The following is a 21,127-nucleotide window of genomic DNA, read 5'->3' on the forward strand; positions in this document are numbered from 1 at the left end:
GAACTGTCGGACCTGCTCACTAAGCTGTGGGACGTGACCAGCGAGAGCCTTGAAGACGTCCCCGCAGAGGTGCGCGAGCGGCATGCCGTGCTCGCGGAAGAGGTGCGCTCGCACCAGTTCCGCTACTACGTGCTCGACGACCCGACCGTCACCGATGGCGAGTTCGACGCGTTGCTGGGGTCGCTGGAGGCGCTGGAGGCCGAGCACCCCGGCCTCGCGACGCCGGAGTCGCCGACGCAGCTCGTCGGCGGCACCTTCTCGACGGAGTTCCAGGCGGTCGACCACCTGGAGCGCATGCTCAGCCTCGACAACGTGTTCAGCCAGGACGAGCTGACGGCGTGGTTCGAGCGCGTCCGCAAGGACATCGGCGAGGGCACGCACTTCCTGTGCGAGCTGAAGATCGACGGTCTCGCGATCAACCTGCTCTACGAGAAGGGCAGGCTCACGCGCGCACTGACCAGGGGCGACGGCCGCACGGGCGAGGACGTGACGCTGAACGTCCGCACGATCGCGGACATCCCGGTGGTGCTCAAGGGGTCCGACGAGTACCCGGTGCCGGACCTCGTGGAGGTGCGCGGCGAGGTCTTCTTCGCGGTCGAGGACTTCCTGGCGCTCAACGCCTCGCTGGTCGAGCAGGGCAAGCCGCCGTTCGCGAACCCGCGCAACACCGCGGCGGGGTCGTTGCGGCAGAAGGACCCGAAGGTCACGGCGTCGCGCAAGCTGCGGATGATCTGCCACGGCATCGGCAAGACCGGGGGCTTCGAGGTTGCCCGCCAGTCGCTCGCGTACGAGGCGCTGAAGTCGTGGGGCCTGCCGGTGTCCTCGCACACCGAGGTCCTCACCGACCCGGCCGACGTGCGCGAGAAGGTCGAGTACTGGGGCGAGCACCGGCACGACGCGGTCCACGAGATCGACGGCCTGGTCGTCAAGGTCGACGAGGTGGCGCTGCAACGGCGCCTGGGCACGACGTCGCGGGCCCCGAGGTGGGCCATCGCGTACAAGTACCCGCCGGAGGAGGCCACCACGACGTTGCTGGACATCCAGGTCCAGGTGGGGCGCACCGGCCGGGTCACGCCGTTCGCGGTGATGGAACCGGTGAAGGTGGCCGGGTCGACGGTCGCGCGGGCCACGCTGCACAACGCCTCCGAGGTCAGGCGCAAGGGCGTGCTGATCGGCGACCGCATCGTCATCCGCAAGGCGGGCGACGTGATCCCCGAGGTGCTCGGCCCGGTGCTGGCCGCGAGGCCCGCCGACGCGCGCGAGTTCGAGATGCCGACCCGGTGCCCCGAGTGCGACTCGGTGCTGCGGCCCATGAAGGAGGGCGACGTCGACATCCGCTGCCCCAACGCGGAGACGTGCCCCGGTCAGCTGCGTGAACGCCTGGCGTACCTCGCCTCCCGCGCCGCGCTGGACATCGAGGTGCTCGGCTACGAGGCCGCCGCCGCGATCACCGAGTCCACGGCGTACACGAACGAGGCCGACCTGTTCGACCTCGACGCCGAGGCGTTGCTGGGGGTCGAGCGCTTCAAGACGAAGAACGGCGAGCTGTCCGCGAACGCGCTCAAGCTGCTGGACAACCTGGAGGCCGCGAAGTCCCGTCCTCTGTGGAGGGTGCTCGTCGCGCTGTCGATCCGCCACGTCGGTCCCACCGCCGCCCGCGCGCTGGCGCAGCAGTTCGGCTCGATGGACGCCATCCTCGAAGCCGAGGAGGAGGCGCTCGCGGGTGCCGAAGGAGTGGGCCCGACGATCGCGACCGCCGTCGTCGAATGGCGCGAGACCGAGTGGCGGCAGGGCGTCGTGCAGCGCTGGCGGGCCGCCGGCGTGCGGATGGAGGACGAGCGGGACGCGTCCATCGTCCGCAACCTCGAAGGCCTGTCCATCGTGGTCACGGGTTCGCTGGCGGAGTTCTCGCGCGACTCCGCGAAGGAGGCGATCCTCGCGCGCGGCGGCAAGGCGGCGGGCTCGGTCTCCAAGAAGACTTCTTTCGTCGTGGCCGGCGACGCGCCGGGATCCAAGTACGACAAGGCCGTCTCGCTGAAGGTTCCCGTCCTCGACGAGGCGGGGTTCCGCGTCCTGCTGGAGCAGGGCCCGGACGCCGCGAGAGAGGTCGCCCTGCCTGGGGAAGAAGGCTCCGATGAGTGACCTGACCATCCGCCCGGCCGAGGAGGCCGACCTGCCCGCGGTCGGTGCGATCACGGTGGAGGCGTACCGCGTCGACGGCTTCGTGGGCGCCCACGACGACTACGCGACCACCCTCGCCGACGCCGCCTCCCGCTTCCGCGCCGCCGAACTGGTGGTGGCCGTCGACACCGCCTCGGGCGAGGTGCTGGGCTCGGTGACGATCGTGCGGCCGGGCACGCCGTACGCGGAGATCTCGCGGCCGGGCGAACTGGAGTTCCGCATGCTCTCGGTCGCGTCCGCGGCGCGCGGCCGGGGTGTCGGCGAGGCCCTGGTGCGGGTGGTGGTCGACAGGGCGCGCGCCACGGGTGCGGGCTCGGTCGTGTTGTCGTCGTCGGAGAAGATGCTGGCGGCGCACCGGTTGTACGAGCGGCTGGGCTTCACGCGGCTGCCGGAACGGGACTGGAGGCCGGTGCCCGGCCTGAATCTGATGGCCTACGGCTTACCGGTCTGAGCAACCCCTCCCGCGGCCGCGCGTCCACTGGACGTCACCGCGAGTGGGGGTTCGCGAATGAGATCGGCCGCAGTCCTGCTGACCGCGTTGTTCCTGCCGGGTGCCTCGGCCGCGCCGGGGCACCCGGCGGCGCACGACCGGCGCCAGCTCGAGCAGCTGGCGCAGCACTACCTGCAGCGCCGCGCGGACAAGGTCACCGCCGTCGCGCAGACGCCGGGCTTCGGCGTGCCCGTCACCCAGGCGCTCGCGGCCGTGCTGCGCGTCGACGAAGCGAAGCTGGACCGACGCCGCGAGCGGCACGAGAAGTTGCCGCACGGCGGCTATTCGCGGGCGGAGGTCACCACAGAGCTGAGACGCACCACCGTCGACCCGGACGGGAGCGTGGTGGTCCACCTCCACGAGGTCACGGACCTGTACTTCGCGAAGTCCACGACGTTCGACCACACCAGCTACGGCATGCCCCACGTGCTGGTCTTCGAGCGCGGCCCCGCCGGCTGGGTGCTGGCGGCGGCGACCCGCCCACCGGGCTCGAAGTGCGGGCTACCACCGGAAACCCAGTTCTGCGGGCACCTGTCAGAAAGATGAGATGATCCGCGCCCGCAGCTTGAGGTCCTTCGCCGCCTGCTCGTACAGCAGGTCCCGCAGCACGTCGGGCGGCAGCGATCTCAGCACGTCCTTGAGCTCCACGTCCTCGGCGTCCGGCGGCGGCACCGTCTGACCCCGGTCCAGCAGCACCAGCCCGACCGCCACGCAGTGCTTGCAGAAGAACCCCTCGGACCCGTGCGGACAACTGCACGACCCGACCAGGTGCGTCCCCGACCACGACAGCTCCACCACGTAGGCGTCCTCGTCACCGCCCCGCACCCGCGCCGCGACGTGCCGGCTGTGCACCCGCAGGGACAGCACGGCCTCGCGGTAGGTGAGCCCGCGCCAGTACGACTTGGTGCCCGCGCGGTGCAGCAACAGTTCGGTGGTCAGGGTCGTCGACACGGGGGTCATCCAACCGGGTGACCGCAGAAAGGATCAACATGATCGCGATCAGCCGCCTCGAACCCGCGGACCGCACCGGGTGGCAGCAGCTCTTCGAGGGCTACAACGCCTTCTACGAACGCACCCTGCCAGCGGAAACGTACGACGAGAAGTGGCAGGCGTTCCGAGCGGGCACATCGATCCACGCCCTGTGTGCCCGCGACGGGGACCACGTCGTCGGCATCGCGCACTTCTTCCGGCACCCCAGCACGTCCGGCCCGGACGTCTGCTACCTGCAGGACCTCTTCACGGCCCCCGAAGCGCGCGGCCGCGGCATCGGCCGCGCGCTCGTCGAGGCGGTCGCGGACTGGGCACGCGGGCAGCGCTGCGCGCGCGTCTACTGGCACACCGCCGAGGACAACGAGGCGGCCCGCCGGCTCTACGACCAGGTCGCGGAGAAGACGCCGTTCGTCCACTACCGCATGGTGCTCTAGCGGGCCGTCGTCTCCAGGTCGAGCAGCGTCACGGCGGCGCGGAAGTACTTGTTGGTGCCCAGGTCGCGAACGGTCTTGATGTTGAACGCGGCCTTCAGCTTCTCCGCGTCACCGGCGCTCACGCCCTGCAGCGCGTCGACGGGTGCGTCCAGGATCTCGGTGAGCGGGAGGTTCTCGTAAGCCTTGTCGAGGAGCATGTCGAGGTTCACGGTCACGGCCATGATCTTCATACCTCCGGGAAGTAGGGCGATCACGGCAGATTCTGCGGCCAGCCGGGAGATCTCGCAGTGCGTAACAACGATCATCACTCGCCCGATGAGGCGGTCATGCACAAGCTCGGGGCTCACGAAGTACCGCTTCGCAAGGTGTTCAGCAGCGACTACGACTTCTGGATCCCTGACTACCAACGGCCGTACGCCTGGGAGGTCGAGCAGGCCGGGCAGTTGCTCGACGACCTCGTCGAAGCCGTTGAGCGGGACGACGACGAGCCGTACTTCCTCGGCTCGATGGTCCTCGTGAAGAACGACGGCGCGGCAGACTCCGAGGTGATCGACGGCCAACAACGGCTCACGACCCTCACGATCCTGCTCGCGATCGTGCGCGACCTCGCCGAGCCGGGAGGCATCCGCGACTCGCTCGGTAAGATGATCATCGAACCGGGTGACGAGCTGCTCGACCTGGAAGCCAAGCCGCGCCTCGCGTTGAAGAAGCGCGACCAGGCCTTCTTCCGCACCTACGTGCAGACGCCAGGGCGCGTCGAGGAGTTGATCGCGCTCAACGACACGGCGTTGAAGACCGATGCGCAGAAGTCGATCCGCGACAACGCCAAGGCGCTGCGCGAGGTGCTCGTCCGATGGGACGAGGAGTCCCGGCGCCGACTGGTCAAGATGATCAGCGCGCGGACGTTCCTCGTGATCGTGACCACGCCGAACCTGACCAGCGCGCACCGCATCTTCAGCGTCATGAACGCCCGCGGCCTGGACCTCTCACCGGCGGACATCTTCAAGTCGAAGGTCATCGGCCTGCTCGACGACGAGTACGCGACGAAGTGGGACGAGGCCGAGGTCATGCTCGGTCGCAGCGACTTCGCCGACCTGTTCCTGTACATCCGCATGATCTTCGCCAAGGAACGTGCCAAGCAGGACCTTATGACCGAGTTCCCGAAGCAGGTGCTGGACCAGTACCTCCCGGGACGGGCGGCGGAGTTCGTCGACGACGTCCTGGTGCCCTACGCGGAGGCCTACGAGCAGATCCGCGACTTCGGTTACGAGGCGTCCGCCAAGGCGGAGCGGGTCAACTCGTGGTTCCGCAGGCTCTCCCAGATCGACAACAGCGACTGGCTGCCACCCGCCCTGTGGGCCATGCGCCACCACGGCGACGACCCGGTCTGGCTGGACGGCTTCCTCCGCAAGCTGGAGCGGCTCGCGGCCAGCATGTTCATCCGCCGCGTCTACACGACGCCAAGAGTGGTCAGGTACTCCAACCTGCTGCGGGAGCTCGCCGCCGGGCACGGGCTGGACTCACCGGCCTTCGACCTCGACGCGGACGAACGGGCCGAGACCGTGCGGCAGCTCGACGGCCCGCTCTACCTGGTGCAGAAGACGAGGAAGTACGTGCTGCTCAGGCTCGACGAGGTGCTCGCGGGCAGTTCCGGCGTCACGCACGACTTCTCGATCATCACCGTGGAGCACGTCCTGCCGCAGAACCCGAAAGCGGACTCGGCGTGGCTGGACGCCTTCACCGCGCAGGCGCGCGGCACGTGGACGCATCGGCTCGCGAACCTGGTCCTGCTCAACCGGACGAAGAACTCCCAGGCCCAGAACTACGACTTCGAGACCAAGAAGCACAAGTACTTCCTGAGCCGCTCCGGTGTGTCGGCGTTTCCGCTCACCAGCCAGGTGCTGGCGCAGTCCGAGTGGACCCCGGCGCTCCTCGAGACCAGGCAGAAGGAGCTGCTGCGCACGCTGGCGGAGGAGTGGGAGCTGTGATCACCGCTTGCGCTTGAGCGCCACCACGACCACCGCCGCCACCGCGATCAGCCCGGCCACCCCGAGGGCCAGGTCACCGATCGCGAGGCCATCGGCTTGGGCGAGCACCACGTCCGGTCGCACGTCCCCAACTTAACCCTTGGACCACCGCGGCGCCGAGCGTTGTGTGGGACCGTGTGAGGTGTGCTGCAAGCCTGTCTGAACGGCTCCCGCGCGGCCGAGGAGCACCCGGCCCTGCCGTTGTCCCCCGAGAGGCTCGCGGAGGACGCGGCCGACGCCGCCGCGCTCGGCGCCACGTCGGTGCACGTCCACCCGCGTGACGTGATCGGCGGGCTCACGCTCGTCGGGTCCGAGGTGGCCACGACCGTCGCCACGGTGCGGGCGGCCGCGCCGCAGGTCGAGATCAGCGTGTCGACGAACGTGCCCGGCGACCGGGCCGCGCTGGTCGGCAGCTGGGCTCCGCTGGCGGCGGGGCGGCCGGACGTCGCGCGCGTGCACGTCGACGAACCCGGCTGGCGGGAGCTGGCCGGCGCGCTGCACCGGGTCGGCGTCGGTGTCGAGCTCGTCGTCGCGGAGCCGGCCGAGCTGGGCGAGCTGCCGCCGGGCACCCGGAGGGTCGCCGTCGTGGCGACCCGCGAGTCGGCGGAGGGCCTGCTGCGCGTGGTCGAACCGCTGGGGCTGCCGATCGTGCTGCACGGCACGGACGCGGACGCCTGGCCCGTCCTCGTCTACGCGGCGCGGCTCGAACACCACGTGCGCATGGGCCTGGAGGACACGCTCACCATGCCCGACGGGCGCCGGGCGAGGAACAACGCCGAGCTGGTCGCGATGGCCCGCCGCAACCAGCGGTCGAAGGCCCCTCGCTAGTCCGGGAGCACGACGGCGACGATGCCGGCGAGGTGCGCCAGCCTCGCCACCTCGGCCGCGCGGAACATCGGGCCGCCGGGACGGCCGACGACGAGCACGCGGTCCGGCTTGCCGAGCGGCGTGGCGGCGAGTTCGGTGCCCAGCTCGCGCCAGGTCTCCGGCACCCACTCCTCCTCGCCGTCGAGCACGGTCGCGCGCTCCAGCGGGAACCACGGCACGTCCGCCATCCGGGTCTCCGGCGCGGCCGACGACGCCGTCAGGCGGTTGATGCCGGTGCCCTCGGGACCGACGACGACGGCCCAGCCGGCGCGGATGATCTTCGGGACGCCCTCGGTGAAGACCTCGAGGCCCTTCTTCGGCTCCTCGGCGATCTCCTCGACCAGCTCCAGCTCGCGATGGGTGTCGAGGATGCCCGCGTAGGGGCGGACGGCGTCGACCTCGACGCCCTCGACCGACTCGGCGGCGGTGATCAGGGTGTCGGGCAGGCGGCCGGAGGGGAGCTCGACGACGAGGTCGTCGATGGCGAGGCCGGAACCGCGCTCCACCACGTCCACGCTGAGTATGTCCGCCCCGATCTCGCCCAAAGCCGAAGCGACCGCGCCTAGGGTGCCGGGACGGTCCGGGAGCTGGACCCGGATCAGGAACGACAAGGTGAACGCCTCCATAGCTCGTGCGAGAGACCCCGCGTCTCGCGCCGTTGCCGGTCGGTGATTCTCGCAGACGCATCGTCAACGCAGGACCTGCTGTCCGCGTTGCGGAACGGTTAAGTTGACGTGCCAGTCAGCTCCAGAGGCGGTAACCGGTTCGAAGGCACTCCTGACCAGCCCATAGACTCACGGGGTTCCCGATTCGAATCCCGACCCTACGGGGGTTGACAGGAGTGCCCAGCATCTCCCGCGACGAGGTCGCGCACCTGGCGAAGCTCGCCAGGCTGGCCGTCACCGAGGACGAGCTCGACTTGTTCGCCGGCCAGCTCGACGTGATCCTCCAGTCGGTGGCGTCCGTCGGCGACATCGCCACGGCCGACATCCCGCCGACGTCGCACGCCGTTCCGCTGACCAACGTCTTCCGCGAGGACGTGGTCCGTCCGAGCCTCGGTCAGCAGCAGGCGCTCTCCGGCGCTCCTGAGGCCGAGGACGGCCGGTTCCGCGTGCCCCGCATCCTGGGTGAGGAAGCATGACCAACGACCTGGTCCACGCCACCGCGGCCGAGCTCGCCGCGAAGATCCACAGCGGTGAGGTCTCGTCCGTCGAGGTCACGCAGGCCCACCTGGACCGCATCGCCGAGACCGACGGGAAGGTCCACGCCTTCCTGCACGTCGACACCGAGGGCGCTCTCGCGCAGGCCCGCAGGGTCGACGAGGACGTCAAGGCCGGCAAGGCGGTCTCGCCGCTCGCCGGCGTGCCGCTGGCCCTCAAGGACGTCATGACCACCGAGGGCGTGCCGACCACCGTCGGCTCCAAGATCCTCGAAGGCTGGCTGCCGCCCTACGACGCCACGGTGACGCGCAAACTGAAGGAAGCCGGCGTCGTCATCCTCGGCAAGACGAACATGGACGAGTTCGCCATGGGCTCGTCGACCGAGAACTCGGCGTACGGCCCCACGCACAACCCGTGGGACCTCGACCGCATCCCCGGCGGCTCCGGCGGTGGCTCGTCCGCCGCGCTGGCCGCGCTGCAGGCCCCGCTCGCGATCGGCACCGACACCGGTGGCTCGATCCGCCAGCCCGGCGCCGTCACCGGCACCGTCGGCGTGAAGCCCACCTACGGCGGCGTTTCGCGTTACGGCCTCGTCGCGTTCTCCAGCTCTTTGGACCAGGCCGGTCCGTGTGCGCGCACGGTGCTCGACGCCGCGCTGCTGCACGAGGTCATCGCGGGCTACGACGAGATGGACTCCACGTCCATCAACGCGCCCGTGCCGCCGGTCGTCGCCGCCGCCCGCGAGGGCCTGAGCGGCGACCTGTCCGGTCTGCGCATCGGCGTCGTCACGCAGTTCAGCGGCGAGGGCTACCAGCAGGGCGTGCTGCGCAGCTTCGAGGCCGCCGTGTCGCAGCTCAAGGAGCTCGGCGCGGAGATCGCGGACGTGTCGTGCCCGAGCTTCGACCACGCGCTGCCCGCCTACTACCTCATCGCGCCGAGCGAGTGCTCGTCGAACCTCGCCCGGTTCGACGCCATGCGCTACGGCCTGCGCGTCGGCGACGACGGCACGCGCAGCACCGAGGAGGTCATGTCGCTGACCCGCGAGGCCGGCTTCGGCCCGGAGGTCAAGCGCCGCATCATGATCGGCACGTACGCGCTGTCGTCCGGTTACTACGACGCGTACTACGGCTCGGCGCAGAAGGTCCGCACGCTCATCACGCAGGACTTCGCGAAGGCGTTCGAGAAGTTCGACGTGCTCATCTCCCCGACGACGCCGACCACGGCGTTCAAGATCGGTGAGCGCGCGGACGACCCGATGGCCATGTACAAGGCCGACCTCTGCACCATCCCCGCGAACCTCGCGGGCACGCCGGCCATGAGCGTGCCGAGCGGTCTGTCCGACGAGGACGGTCTGCCGGTCGGCCTGCAGATCATGGCGCCGGCCCTGCAGGACCACCGCATGTACCGAGTCGCTGCCGCCTACGAGGCCGCGCGTGGCGCGTTTGGAGGCCCGTCGCTGTGAACATCAAGAAGGCAAGGGGCCTGCTGGGCCTGGCCGGCGCCGTCGCCGGCGCGGTGGGAGCGTTCTCCGGCTTCCGCAACGCCCGTGCGAAGAACGACAAGCTGATGCTGGCGAACGCGGTCGCCAGCATCGTCGTGGCGGTCACCGGTGCGGCGCTCGCGGCGCGCGCCCTGCGGAAGGACGAGTTGGCATGACCGCTCTGGTCGAACTGATGGACTACGACGAGGTCATCGAGAAGTACGACCCCGTCCTGGGCCTGGAAGTGCACGTCGAGCTGCACACCAACACGAAGATGTTCTGCGGCTGCGCCAACGCCTTCGGCGGCGAGCCGAACACGAACACCTGCCCGACGTGCCTGGGTCTCCCCGGCTCGCTGCCGGTGGTCAACGGCAAGGCCGTCGAGTCCGCGATCCGCATCGGCCTCGCGCTGAACTGCGAGATCGCCGAGTGGTGCCGGTTCGCGCGGAAGAACTACTTCTACCCGGACATGCCGAAGAACTTCCAGACGTCGCAGTACGACGAGCCGATCGCCTTCAACGGCTGGCTCGACGTGACGCTGGACGACGGCGAGGTCATCCGCGTCGAGATCGAGCGCGCGCACATGGAGGAGGACACGGGCAAGTCGCTGCACGTCGGCGGCGCGACCGGTCGAATCCACGGCGCCGAGCACTCGCTGCTCGACTACAACCGCGCCGGCGTGCCGCTGATCGAGATCGTCACGAAGATGATCCCGGGCACCAAGGAACGCGCCCCCGAGGTCGCCCGTGCGTACGTCACGGCGCTGCGCGACCTGCTCAAGGCGCTCGACGTGTCCGACGTCCGCATGGACCAGGGCTCGCTGCGCTGCGACGCGAACGTGTCCCTGTCGCCGAAGACCACCGGCGCCCTGGGCACCCGCACCGAGACCAAGAACGTCAACTCGCTGCGCAGCGTCGAGCGCGCCGTCCGCTTCGAGATGACGCGCCAGGCCGCGGTGCTCTCCTCCGGCGGCGAGGTGACCCAGGAGACCCGTCACTTCGACGAGTCGTCGGGCAGCACCTCCCCGGGCCGCAAGAAGGAGACCGCGGAGGACTACCGCTACTTCCCGGAGCCCGACCTGGTCCCGATCGCGCCGTCGCGCGAGTGGGTCGAGGAGCTGCGCGGCACGCTGCCCGAGCTCCCCTGGGAGCGCCGCGCGCGCATCAAGGAGGAGTGGAAGCTCACCGACGAGGTGCTGCGCGACCTGGTCAACGCGGGCGCCCTGGACCTCATCATCGCCACCGTCGAGGCGGGCGCGAAGCCGGACGAGGCCCGCCCCTGGTGGGTGTCCTACCTCGCGCAGCAGGCGAACAGCCGCGGTGTCGAGCTGTCCGACCTGCCCATCACCCCGGCTCAGGTGGCACGGGTGATCGAGCTGGTCAACACGGGCGCGCTGACCAACAAGCTCGCCCGCGAGGCCGTCAACGGCGTCCTGGAGGGCGAAGGCTCCCCGGACGAGGTCGTCGAGAAGCGCGGCCTCAAGGTCGTCTCGGACGACTCGGCGCTCGAAAAGGCCGTCGACGAGGCCCTCGCCGCCCAGCCGGACGTGGCCCAGAAGATCCGCGACGGCAAGGTCCAGGCGGCCGGCGCCATCGTCGGAGCGGTCATGAAGGCGACCAGGGGACAGGCCGACGCGGCCCGAGTTCGCGAGATCGTGCTCGCTCGCTGCTCCTAGATACACATTCGCCAGAAAAATCACAAAGGGTCACCTGTTCGTGCAGGTGACCCTTTGTGATCTTAGGCCGTTTGAGTGGCTGTTAGCTAAATGAGACGTATACCTGTAGCCGTGTGTGCCACTCTTTCCGTGCATCCCATCTGGGGGGATGGAATGTAATAGTCCAAACGAGGGGGGAATCCTCATGACTGTTCAGCGCGAGAACTTCGACGTGGCGGCGACCGAGGTCGTTCAGGAAGCCGAGTCGGTGCTCGAGGGAACGCCGGTCGTCGAACCCGTGCCGGCCGAGCCGGTCCCGGTCGAGCCGGCACCGCCTGCGGAGGTGCCGCGGCCCGACAAGAAGGAAGACCCGGAAGTCAAGCCGATGTGCTGCGGCGGTGGCCCGGGATTCCCCTTGGTGGGGCGGCGGCTGATCTCGGAGGGTGCTGTGGATTCTGGTGGCGATGTCGAGCACGCCCCGGACTGCCCGAACCACGTGAGCAACCAGGTCGCGCAGTAACCCAGCGTGTAGTGCCCGTCACCAGGCCTAGTGCCTGGTTGGCGGGCAGCGCCGGTTGACGACCTGTGGTGTGATGATCACATGCCCGCTCGTTCCCTGGAGAGAGCGCGCGAGTTGTACGAGAGAGGATGGGCTGAGCAAGCGAGATTCCGCTTCCCCTCGGCCATCCGACTGCTCAAGCGTGCGCTCGCGCACGTCGAGCGCGCGGAACTTGGCCAGGAACGCGCGGCTGCTCGCGCTCGCATCCTCTACACCTTGGGGTTGTGCCAGGGTGAAACCAGCGGCATGGACGTCGCCGTCGAGGCTTTCGACGCGGCCCGTCGCGAGATCAACACCATCGACGACGCCGCCACCAGGACGCTTCTGAGCGCGGGCGTCGACCACAACCAGGGCCTCATGGTCATGCGCATGGGACAGCCGGAACGTGCTGTCGAGTGGTTCAACAGGTTCATCGCAGCGGTCGAAGACGACGTGCAGCAGACGCTGCCCGGTACCAACCGGTCGCTCGTGCAGGGCTTCGTCTCCACCCTGCTCAACCGTGGTTTCGCGCTGGCCGCCGTCCGTCGAAGCGAACGAGCGATCGCCGATCTCGAATGTGGCATTCACCTCGCCGACAAACACGGGCTTCTCAACCTCGTGCCGTTCCTGGTGCACGCGCTGGGAAACGTGCATAAGCAGAGCGGTGAGCTCGCGGAGGCGTTGCGGCGCTACGAGGAGGCGGAGCGGGTCTTCCGCGCTGATGATCAACCGGCTCTGCTCGCCCGGCTGCAGCTCGACCAGGCGGAGGCCATGCTCATGATCGGTCTGTCCGACGAGGCCGGTAAGCACCTCGACGAGGCGCTCCCGGTCATGCGCAGGGAGAAGTTCGGACAGGAGATCGCCGAGGTCGAGATGTTCCGGGCGTCGGCCGCGTTGCTGGACGGTCAGTTCGACCTGGCTCGCCGGATGGCCAAGAGGTCCGAACGCAAGCTCGTCCGCCGGGGCAGCACGTGGTGGATGATGGCCGGTCTGATCGAGCTGTGGGCACACGGCCGGCATGCCATGCGCACCCGACGGATCTCCGACGCTCTGGTGCACAAGGCGTTGGCGCTGTCCGCCGAACTCGCGGCCAACCACCTCGTGGACGAGTCCCGGCTCGCGTTGCTGCTGGCGGCCCGACTGGAGATCCGGCGTGGCCGCCTCGCCGACGCCGAGGAACTGCTCGACAAGGTGCCCGGTCCGAGGGCCGTCACGCCGCTCGACCACCGCATGCAGCGCAGACTCGTGCTCGCGGAGCTCGCGCTGGCCAAGGGAAGTCGTCGCGCAGCCCTGACGCACGCCCGGCAGGCGTTGGACGAGCTGGGGCGTGTGCGCGACCAGCTCGGCGGTCTGGAGCTCGTGTCCGCCACGGCGGTGCACGGCAGGGAGCTCAGCGAGCTCGCGATCAAGCTCGCGCTGGAGGACGCGGACGCGCGCAGGCTCTTCGCCTGGCTGGAACGCACCCGCGCGCAGACCTACCGGTACGAACCGCTGGAAGCCACCGACAACAACGAGGTCGCCGAACGGATCACCGAGGTGCGCAACCTCAGCTGGGCGATCCTGCGGCACGGCCTGTCGGGTCAGCCGACCGCGGAGCTGCGAGGCAAGCTCGTGAAGGCGCAGCGCGAGGCGAACCGGCTCGGCTGGCACTCGCAGCGGTGGGGCAAGCCGCGCCCCGTCGCCGGCATCCGCGAGGTGATCGCGGAACTGGGCGAACGGGCCATGGTCAGCTACGTCGTGTCCGGTGGGGAGATCGCTGCCGTCGTCGTCGCCGGCGGCCGTGTCCGCCTCGAACGGCTCGGCCACGCGGCGGAAGCGCTGGAGAGCGCCCAGAAGCTCCACTTCGACCTCAACGCTCTCGCTCCTGATCATCTACCGCCACCTCTGGTGCAGGTCATCGGAGCGTCGGCGCACAAGCAGGCCGACCGGCTCGACACCCTGCTGATCAAGCCGCTCCGGCACCTCATCGGTGATCGCGAACTGGTGGTGGTGCCGACCGGGACGTTGTACGCGGTGCCGTGGGGCGTCATCCCCGGCTTGCACGGGCGGCCCGTCGTCACAGCGCCCTCCGCCACCGCGTGGCTGGCGGCGGCGCAGGGCGGAGAGGTGAGGACCGATCGCGTGCTGGTGGTGCAGGGACCGGGGCTCCTCTTCGGGCACGACGAGGTCGACAAGCTGGCGACCTACCACGCCAACACCACGATGCTGTCCGGGAACACCGCGACCGCTGCCGAGGTCCTCGCCCACCTCGACGGCGCCGACCTGGTCCACGTCGCCGCCCACGGTGAGCACGAGACCGAGAACGCGTTGTTCTCCCGCTTGGAACTGTTCGACGGACCGCTCTTCGCACACGAGTTGGGTCGCCTCCGCAAACCACCGGCTCACGTCGTCCTGGCCGCGTGCGAGCTCGCCCTCAACCGCATCCGCCCCGGCGACGAGGCCCTCGGCTTCGCCGGAGCCATGCTCGCCGGTGGCACCCGGACCGTGGTCGCCGCGGCCAGCAAGGTCGGCGACGAGGCCAGTGCGGCGGCGATGGCCGACTACCACCGGGCGCTGGTGGCCGGGGCCGCGCCCGCGGTGGCGCTGGCCGAGGCGATGGCGAAGGACCCGTTCCGCCGGCCGTTCCTCTGCCTCGGGTCGGGATAGGCCGTTCGAGTGGTTGTGCGGTCTTCAAGCCGATGAACGTGCTGGTCAGCGGTTAGTTGTGGTCCAAGTGCCAACGGCGGTTGGTGAATTTTTCTCGCCCGCACCCGACTTCCTGTGCCACCCTCGACAGCACGAGGTCTTGACCGAGGGGACACAACGGCCCGCCTATCGGCTCTAGTCGATGAGCGGGCCGTTGTGCGAGAAACGACCGCATGCGCAGAACTCTGCTCGCCGTCGTCCTGGCGGCCGCCGCGGTGGTGGCGGCGCCCGTCAACGCAACGGCGCAACCGTCGAGTCCGGATCGTGAGCCCGGCAACGGGCCTGAGCGCAATGACGTCGCCGTCCTGGACGAGGCTTTCCAGGCACAGGGATCGGTGTCGGCTCAGGGGGAGAACCGGGCCGGCAGACACCAGGGGTACCCGCGCAGGACGGAACTGCGCACGTACCCGGAGAACCCGGCCGACAAGGCCATCAAGCTGAACCTGGCGCCCTACCACTCGCTCGCGCCGCGGTTGAACGCGTTGCAGCAGAAGAGCGACAGGGTCTCGGTCGAGGTCGTCGGCCAGTCGGGGCTCGGCCGCGACCTGTACCTCGTCACGCTGACCGCGCCGGAGACCGCGGCCCAGACCCGGCTGCAGGAACGGTTCCGCGCCACCGTCGAGGAAGGGCGCAGCGTTCCGGAAAGCCTCTACAAGGCGCCGATCTGGATCAACAACAACATCCACGGCGACGAGTGGGAGGGCACCGACGGCGCGTTGCGGGTCATCGAGCACCTTGCCACGAGCGACGACGCCGAGACGCGGAAGTTGTTGCAGCGCAGCAGGATCTACTTCAACCTCACGGCCAACCCGGACGGTCGCGTCGCCGGCACGCGGTCGAACGCGGCGGGCTTCGACCTCAACCGCGACTTCGTCACGAGCTCCCAGCCGGAGAACCGGGTGATGCAGGACATCGTCGAGCGCACGCAGCCGGTGATGATGCTGGACCAGCACGGGTACGTGGCGAACACGCTGATCGAGCCGACCACGCCGCCGCACGGCCAGAACTACGACTTCGACCTCTACATCAAGCACGGCTACGCGGGTGGCCTGCAGATGGAGAAGGCCGTGCAGGCGCTCGGGCACCCCGAGGCCGCGAAGCCGGAGATCCCGTTCCGCGACTACCCGGTCGGCGAGTGGGACGGCTGGGCGCCGATCTACACCGCGCAGTACTCGATGTACCACGGGGCCGTGTCGTACACGATCGAGATCCCGATGCGGGTCAACCGGGCCGACTACGACACCTTGCCCGCGGCTGAGCTGCAGCGGCGTTCGCGGATCAACACCGACGTCGTCGAGGCCACCATCAAGTCGACGCTCGACTACGTGGACGACAACCGGCGCAGCCTGATCGCGAACCAGACGGAGATGTTCCGCCGGGGCGCGGCGGGGGAGCGGCAGCGGCACGTCCCGGACGGGTTCGTGCCCGGCTTCGGGCCGGAGGACCGCTTCAGCACGGAGTTCCCGCGTGCCTACGTGATCACGGACGACCGGTCCGCGCCCGCCGCGGCCAGGCTCGTCGACCAGCTCGTCCGGCACGACGTCCGGGTGCAGCGGGCGGAGAGGCCGTTCACGCTGGGCGGCAAGCGCTACCCGGCCGGGTCGTACGTCGTGGACATGCACCAGCCCAAGCGCGGACTCGCGAACGTGATGCTGGAGCAGGGCAGCGACATCTCCGGCAAGGCACCGGTCATGTACGACATCTCCGGCTGGAGCCACCGCCTGCTCTGGGGCGCCTCGGTCGACGTCCACCGCAGCGGTCAGCTCCGGTTCGACGGCAAGCCCGTCACCGCTGCCTCGCCCACCGGGGACGTCGGCGCCGCGCCGGGTGCCGACCTCGCGCTCGTCCTGACCGACCAGAAGGACGTCAGCGCGGTCAACGACCTGCTCAACCGCGGCCTGGAACTGAAGCGCCAGGACGACGGCACGGTCGTCGTCCCCGCGAAGGACAGGGCCGCCGCGAAGGAGGTCGCCGACCGGTACGGCGTGCGCTTCACCGCCGCCGAGCCCGGTGGCGTCGCGCTGCAGCGCAAGGTCATCGCGGCCGCGGTCTCCGCCGACGAGCTGCAGGTGCTGCGGCAGTCCGGGTTCGACGTCCGCACGATCTCCACGGCGGTGCTGAACGCGGGCTTCGACTGGTCGCGGATTGACGCGCTGTACGTGGGAGCGGGCCTCGACCACGGCCGGCTGAACGCCACCGCCAAGGCCGCGCTCGACGAGTTCCTCAAGCGTGGCGGCGTCGTCACCCGCGGTGCCGCGGGAAGCAGGTTCAACGCGGACGCCCAGCTCCTGCAGGCCACCTCGGTCGCCGGCTGGGAGGACGCGAACGGCGTGGTGAACGTCGTCAACGGCACCGGTCCGGTCGGCACCGGCGCGCTGCCGCACTCGTTCGTCTACGCACCGCAGTGGTTCACGAACCTCGGCGCGGGCGTGACGGTGGAGCAGCGCTACGGCAGCACGGTGATCGCCGCGGGCCACTGGCGCGCCCGCGACAACGGCACGGGCGGTCAGGACGCGGCGGCGGGTCAGGCGGCGGTCGTGTCCGGCACGGCGGCCAACGGGGCACGCGTGGTCCTGTTCGGCACGGAACCCATGTTCCGCGACCACCCGAAGGGCCTGTACGCGCAGGTAGCGCGCGCTCTGTTCTGGACGAGCACCAGGTAGGGAAAGGCGGGGGTGGGAAGGCCCCGACAGCCTCTCCACCCCCGCCTGCACTACCCCGCACAGGAATTCCCCCGTTCGGCTGAACGAAAACCCCTGGCCACGACTCGTCGGCTCGGGGAGCCGGGCGGTCAGTCCTTGCCGGGCGAGCTGCCGCCGTCGCGCACGACGATCGCGACCCTGTCGTCCGACGACACGGGCTGGCCGCCGGCCTTGTTGACCGTGCCGATCAGCGCCGCGGAGTCGTTGATCTGCTCCATCGGCCCGCGCCGGCCGAACTCGCTGCCGTCCTCGTCGCTCACGGTCGGCTTGCCCGTGAACGCGCCCTCGGGGTTCATCGGCAGGTTCTGCGAGCCGGGGATCTTCGACGTGTTGACCCACAGCACGTCGGACAACGACGCGCAGCCCATCACGCCCGGCCGCTCCGGCCAGGTCCACGCCGCCTCGCCGAGCTTGCCCGGCGTGACGCGGTAGACGACGTCGGCGTTCGCGGCCCAGTCCGTCACCCAGATCTTCGTGGTGTCGGCCGAGACGCACAGGCCGCCGGGCAGCTTCAACCCGGACGAGATGACCGCGGTGCCCGCCGTCGGGTTGCCCTGCGCGGGCCGGCCGAAGCCGTCGACGCGCAGCACCTTGCCCGCGAGCGAGGTCGGGTCGGCGGCGAGAGCCGGGTTGCCCGCGTCACCGGTGGCGACGAGCAGCGCGCCCTTGCGGTCGCTCGCCAGCACGCCGCGGTTGCCGGACGGGCCCTTCGGGATGCCGGTCAGGACGGGCTTGGGGGAGTCGCCGGGGGCGATGCGCAGCACCCGGTTGTCCGTCGCCGTCGTCACGTAGACGTACGCCAGCTGGTCCTCGGCGAAGGTCGCCGAGAGCGCCAAGCCGGTGAGCCCGCCGTCGGTCGACGCGTCGACCTCCAGCTGCGCGACCACCACGGGGTCGACGTCCTTCGACACCTTGAGCAGGCGTCCGCCGCGTTCGGTCGCGTACGCCGCGACGCCGCCCTGGGCGTCGCCGCCGATCGGGGCGACGCCGGTGACGGTGTTCAGGCACGTCGCGATGACGGCGGGGTTGAAGTCCTTGCAGCCCTGCGGCGGCGGCACGCTCTGCGGCGGCTGCTGCCCGCGGCCCTGCTCGCCGGGCGCCGGGCGGTACTCGCCCGGCAGCTCGGGACGCGGACCCGCCTGCGGGGTCAGCTGGGGCTGCGCGCTCCACTGCGTCGGCGCCGGCTCGTCGGGAAAGCTCGCGCAGCCCCCTGCCAGCAGGCAGGCGGCGGTCAGCAACGCAACGGAACGAACCACGGCTCCCAGGGTAGGTGGGCGACCGTGAACCCGAAGTCAACTTCTCCCGGACGTGGCGAAGTCGACCGAGCGGACCCGGTCGAGCAGCAGGTCGAGCTCTTCGGACACCACCTCGGGCGCCTCGAGCGGCAGGTAGTGGCTGCACGGCAGCACCCGCAGCCGGGCCTGGGGCAGCCCCGCGACGGACCCGGACATGCTCTCCGTCGTCGCCAGCACGTCGTCGCGGCCCGCCAGCAGCGTGACCGGGCACACGACCGGGCCGAGGTCCTGGCGCGGGGTGCCACCGAGCGCGAGCGCCAGCGTGAAGTACCAGCGCCAGTCGTGCTGCAGGAACCGGCTCACCGCGCTCGTGACGGCCTTCGGGTCGCTCGTCGGCTTGATCACGCCGCTGTGCCGCAGCAGGAACGTCGTCGCGTCCGTCACCGGGACGCGGTGCAGCACCCTGTCGAGCACCGGACCGGCCTGCTGGAGCAGCTTCGTGCCCGTCAGCCCGATGAACCGGCGCACGGCCTTCGGCGCCAACGGCAGCATGGCGTCGAAGGAGTCACCCGGAGCGCCCGCGACGAGCAGCAGGCCCGCCACCCGTTCCGGATGGCGCAACGCCAGCTCGGCGGCGATCGTCACCCCCATCGACCAGCCCATGACGACGCACCGGTCGATGCCCGCGTCGTCCAGCACGGCGATCGCGTCCGACACGTGGTCGTCCAGCGAGATGTTGCGCTCGTCGACCGGCCTGCCGGAGCCCATCGTGCCGCGCATGTACCAGCTGAGCACGCCACCCCGGCCGGTCAGCGACGGCCACGACTCTGGCCCGGAGCCCACGCCGGGGCACAGCAGCACCGGTGTGCCCTCGCCGGCCGCCTGCCACGTCCGGATCTTCGTGCCGTCCCACGCGATGACGTCGTGCTCCCGCATGGCGGACATTCTGACGTACGTTGGCCCGGTGACGCTCACCGTGCTCGTGCCAGATGACTTCGGAGTTCAAGCGCTGTCCCGGGTGGACGGTGTCCGGGCGGTTCGCTACGAGCCGGGGCGGCCGTTGCCGTCCGAGGGGCGCGACGCCGAGGTCCTGATCCCGCGGTTCCTCTCCGGCACCGACCCGCGCGAGGTGTTCGAGCAGCTGCCGAACCTCCGGCTGGTGCAGCTGCTCAGCGCCGGTGCCGAGAACTTCATCGGCAAGGTGCCCGACGGCGTGATGCTCTCCACCGCCCGGGGCGCGCACGGCGGCAGCACCGCGGAGTGGGCCATCGGCGCGTTGATCGCCATCTACCGGGACTTCTTCGTCTTCGAACGGGCGCGCGCCGAGGGCCGCTGGGACTACCACGGCACGGACACCCTGCAGGACAAGAAGGTCTTGATCGTCGGCGCGGGCGACCTCGGTGAGCAGCTGAAGCGCCGCCTGGAGCCGTTCGACGCGACCGCCACGCTGGTCGGCCGCACCGCGCGCGAGGGGGTGCACGGCCAGGACGAGCTGCCGCGGCTGCTGCCCGGGTTCGACGCCGTGGTGATCTTCACGCCGATGACCGAGGAGACCCGCCACCTCGTCGACGCCGAGTTCCTGGCCGCGATGAAGGACGGCGCGATCCTGGTCAACGGCGCGCGCGGCCCGGTCGTCGACACCGGGGCCCTGCTCGCCGAGCTGACCTCGGGGCGGCTGCGCGCGGCCCTCGACGTGACCGATCCCGAGCCCCTGCCCGCCGATCATCCACTGTGGACGGCGCCGGGCCTGTTCCTGACGCCGCACGTGGCCGGGTCGTGCACGGGCAGCGGACAGCGCGCGTACGCCATCGCCATCGCGGAGATCTCGCGGTTCGCCGCGGGGGAGGAACCGCGCAACTTGGTCCACGGGAACTATTAGTCCGTCCGGGTGAAACTGGGCTGCCGTTCGGCTCTCGCGCGCCCACACGCGGCCCCCTAGCGTGCGGGCGTGGCCACTCACGACAAAGGCTCGACCACCTCGAGCGCTTTCTCCGACGACTCGTTCTACTCGGGCAGCGGAGGGGGAGTTCACCACTTCGACGACAGCGCGACGCGAGCCGGCACGGACGCCCTCTCGCCGTTCGACTCGTCGACGAAGTCGTTCGACACGACGGCTTACACGCCGCTCGACAAGTCCACTGTGGATGCGCGGGACGACGACGTGTTCGCCGACGGTGACCGCAGGAAGTTCGGCTGGACCGCGGGCCCGGACATCGGCCTGCTCGGCCTGCGCGCGGTGCTCGGCGGCATCTTCCTGCTGCACGGCCTGCAGAAGGTCTTCGGCCTCTTCGGCGGCCCCGGCATCAACGGCTTCGCGCAGTCGCTGGAGAAAATGGGCTACCGCGAGTCGGTCGTCCTCGCCTGGGTCACCGGCATCACCGAGCTGGCGGGCGGCGGTCTGCTCGTGCTCGGCCTCTTCACGCCGCTCGCCGCCGCCGGCCTGCTCGCCGTGATGGCCAACGTCATCGCGCTGCAGTACAAGGGCGGCTTCTTCGGCCCCAACGGCGTGGAGCTCGAACTGGCCCTCGCCGGCATGGCGTTCGCCGCGCTCTTCGCCGGACCGGGCCGCGCCGCCCTGGACTACAACCGCAGCTGGTTCCGCCACCCGCTGGCGGCCGGGTTCATCGCGCTGCTGATCGGTGCCGGTGGCGCCGCGGTGACGTACTTCGTCTTCCGGTAGGAAG

21 protein-coding genes are annotated in these 21,127 nt (G+C 70.2%); 15 read left to right on the plus strand and 6 right to left on the minus strand.

The window, feature by feature from the left end:
* Positions 1-33 precede the first annotated feature (33 nt).
* Genes ligA through BLQ91_RS04625 form a run of 3 tightly spaced genes read left to right on the plus strand, consistent with a single transcriptional unit; the run spans position 34 to position 3,217 of the window.
* On the plus strand, positions 34-2,142 hold the full coding sequence (gene ligA / locus BLQ91_RS04615) for an NAD-dependent DNA ligase LigA (RefSeq protein ID WP_245733098.1): 2,109 nt from the start codon (positions 34-36) through the stop codon (positions 2,140-2,142).
* On the plus strand, positions 2,135-2,632 hold the full coding sequence (locus BLQ91_RS04620) for a GNAT family N-acetyltransferase (protein WP_090095360.1): 498 nt from the start codon (positions 2,135-2,137) through the stop codon (positions 2,630-2,632). The genes ligA and BLQ91_RS04620 overlap by 8 nt, the downstream gene beginning before the upstream one ends.
* A 57-nt stretch (positions 2,633-2,689) precedes the next feature.
* On the plus strand, positions 2,690-3,217 hold the full coding sequence (locus BLQ91_RS04625) for a hypothetical protein (RefSeq protein WP_090095361.1): 528 nt from the start codon (positions 2,690-2,692) through the stop codon (positions 3,215-3,217).
* On the opposite strand, the gene BLQ91_RS04630 is transcribed toward BLQ91_RS04625, so the two are convergent.
* On the minus strand, positions 3,206-3,622 hold the full coding sequence (locus tag BLQ91_RS04630; RefSeq protein ID WP_176959566.1) for an SWIM zinc finger family protein: 417 nt from the start codon (positions 3,620-3,622) through the stop codon (positions 3,206-3,208). The genes BLQ91_RS04625 and BLQ91_RS04630 overlap by 12 nt on opposite strands.
* A gap of 38 nt (positions 3,623-3,660) precedes the next feature.
* Between BLQ91_RS04630 and BLQ91_RS04635 the strand changes: the two genes are divergently transcribed.
* Positions 3,661-4,095: a GNAT family N-acetyltransferase gene (locus tag BLQ91_RS04635; protein ID WP_090095363.1), complete on the plus strand. Its 435-nt coding sequence runs from the start codon at positions 3,661-3,663 to the stop codon at positions 4,093-4,095.
* On the opposite strand, the gene BLQ91_RS04640 is transcribed toward BLQ91_RS04635, so the two are convergent.
* Complete coding sequence (locus BLQ91_RS04640; RefSeq protein ID WP_245733100.1) at positions 4,092-4,403, minus strand: hypothetical protein; 312 nt, start codon at positions 4,401-4,403, stop codon at positions 4,092-4,094. The genes BLQ91_RS04635 and BLQ91_RS04640 overlap by 4 nt on opposite strands.
* A gap of 18 nt (positions 4,404-4,421) precedes the next feature.
* On the opposite strand from BLQ91_RS04640, the gene BLQ91_RS04645 reads away from it, so the two are divergent.
* Complete coding sequence (locus tag BLQ91_RS04645) at positions 4,422-6,083, plus strand: DUF262 domain-containing protein (protein ID WP_090095364.1); 1,662 nt, start codon at positions 4,422-4,424, stop codon at positions 6,081-6,083.
* Here BLQ91_RS04645 and BLQ91_RS43280 read toward each other — a convergent pair whose 3' ends face one another.
* Positions 6,084-6,206 (minus strand): hypothetical protein, encoded by a 123-nt coding sequence (locus BLQ91_RS43280; protein ID WP_281199231.1) that lies wholly within the window; start codon positions 6,204-6,206, stop codon positions 6,084-6,086.
* Between the two features lie 60 nt (positions 6,207-6,266).
* Here BLQ91_RS43280 and BLQ91_RS04650 point away from each other — a divergent pair, with 60 nt between their 5' ends.
* Positions 6,267-6,950: a 3-keto-5-aminohexanoate cleavage protein gene (locus BLQ91_RS04650; RefSeq protein ID WP_090095365.1), complete on the plus strand. Its 684-nt coding sequence runs from the start codon at positions 6,267-6,269 to the stop codon at positions 6,948-6,950.
* On the opposite strand, the gene BLQ91_RS04655 is transcribed toward BLQ91_RS04650, so the two are convergent.
* Entirely contained in the window at positions 6,947-7,600 is a 654-nt protein-coding gene (locus BLQ91_RS04655) for an ACT domain-containing protein (protein WP_176959609.1), read from the minus strand. The two genes, BLQ91_RS04650 and BLQ91_RS04655, sit on opposite strands and share 4 nt — an antisense overlap.
* A gap of 230 nt (positions 7,601-7,830) precedes the next feature.
* On the opposite strand from BLQ91_RS04655, the gene gatC reads away from it, so the two are divergent.
* The 7 genes from gatC to BLQ91_RS04690 all read left to right on the plus strand — a co-directional run bounded on the left by gatC (position 7,831) and on the right by BLQ91_RS04690 (position 17,169).
* Entirely contained in the window at positions 7,831-8,130 is a 300-nt protein-coding gene (gene gatC / locus BLQ91_RS04660) for an Asp-tRNA(Asn)/Glu-tRNA(Gln) amidotransferase subunit GatC (RefSeq protein WP_030467875.1), read from the plus strand.
* On the plus strand, positions 8,127-9,611 hold the full coding sequence (gene gatA, locus BLQ91_RS04665) for an Asp-tRNA(Asn)/Glu-tRNA(Gln) amidotransferase subunit GatA (protein WP_090095367.1): 1,485 nt from the start codon (positions 8,127-8,129) through the stop codon (positions 9,609-9,611). Before gatC ends, gatA begins: the two co-directional genes overlap by 4 nt.
* Positions 9,608-9,805, plus strand: coding sequence for a hypothetical protein (locus tag BLQ91_RS04670; protein ID WP_245733102.1), 198 nt, complete (start codon positions 9,608-9,610; stop codon positions 9,803-9,805). The genes gatA and BLQ91_RS04670 overlap by 4 nt, the downstream gene beginning before the upstream one ends.
* Complete coding sequence (gatB, locus tag BLQ91_RS04675; protein ID WP_090095368.1) at positions 9,802-11,304, plus strand: Asp-tRNA(Asn)/Glu-tRNA(Gln) amidotransferase subunit GatB; 1,503 nt, start codon at positions 9,802-9,804, stop codon at positions 11,302-11,304. The genes BLQ91_RS04670 and gatB overlap by 4 nt, the downstream gene beginning before the upstream one ends.
* Positions 11,305-11,488: 184 nt before the next feature.
* The gene (locus BLQ91_RS04680) at positions 11,489-11,803 is read left to right on the plus strand and encodes a hypothetical protein (protein ID WP_090095369.1); all 315 of its coding nucleotides are present in this window, start codon (positions 11,489-11,491) and stop codon (positions 11,801-11,803) included.
* A gap of 285 nt (positions 11,804-12,088) precedes the next feature.
* Positions 12,089-14,467, plus strand: a complete 2,379-nt coding sequence (locus BLQ91_RS04685) for a CHAT domain-containing protein (protein ID WP_245733103.1) — start codon at positions 12,089-12,091, stop codon at positions 14,465-14,467.
* A gap of 212 nt (positions 14,468-14,679) precedes the next feature.
* Positions 14,680-17,169 (plus strand): M14 family zinc carboxypeptidase, encoded by a 2,490-nt coding sequence (locus tag BLQ91_RS04690; protein ID WP_090095371.1) that lies wholly within the window; start codon positions 14,680-14,682, stop codon positions 17,167-17,169.
* Between the two features lie 128 nt (positions 17,170-17,297).
* On the opposite strand, the gene BLQ91_RS04695 is transcribed toward BLQ91_RS04690, so the two are convergent.
* Together BLQ91_RS04695 and BLQ91_RS04700 are read right to left on the minus strand one after the other, a co-directional pair.
* Entirely contained in the window at positions 17,298-18,464 is a 1,167-nt protein-coding gene (locus tag BLQ91_RS04695; protein WP_245733109.1) for a PQQ-dependent sugar dehydrogenase, read from the minus strand.
* Between the two features lie 36 nt (positions 18,465-18,500).
* A complete protein-coding gene (locus BLQ91_RS04700) occupies positions 18,501-19,379 on the minus strand; it encodes an alpha/beta fold hydrolase (protein WP_245733110.1) in 879 nt (292 codons plus the stop codon).
* Between the two features lie 28 nt (positions 19,380-19,407).
* Here BLQ91_RS04700 and BLQ91_RS04705 point away from each other — a divergent pair, with 28 nt between their 5' ends.
* Both BLQ91_RS04705 and BLQ91_RS04710 read left to right on the plus strand, forming a co-directional pair.
* A complete protein-coding gene (locus tag BLQ91_RS04705; protein WP_245733111.1) occupies positions 19,408-20,322 on the plus strand; it encodes a 2-hydroxyacid dehydrogenase in 915 nt (304 codons plus the stop codon).
* A gap of 69 nt (positions 20,323-20,391) precedes the next feature.
* Entirely contained in the window at positions 20,392-21,123 is a 732-nt protein-coding gene (locus tag BLQ91_RS04710; protein ID WP_090095373.1) for a DoxX family protein, read from the plus strand.
* Positions 21,124-21,127: the final 4 nt, after the last annotated feature.

This window comes from Lentzea jiangxiensis (assembly GCF_900104175.1).
GTDB classification, from domain to species: domain Bacteria; phylum Actinomycetota; class Actinomycetes; order Mycobacteriales; family Pseudonocardiaceae; genus Lentzea; species Lentzea jiangxiensis.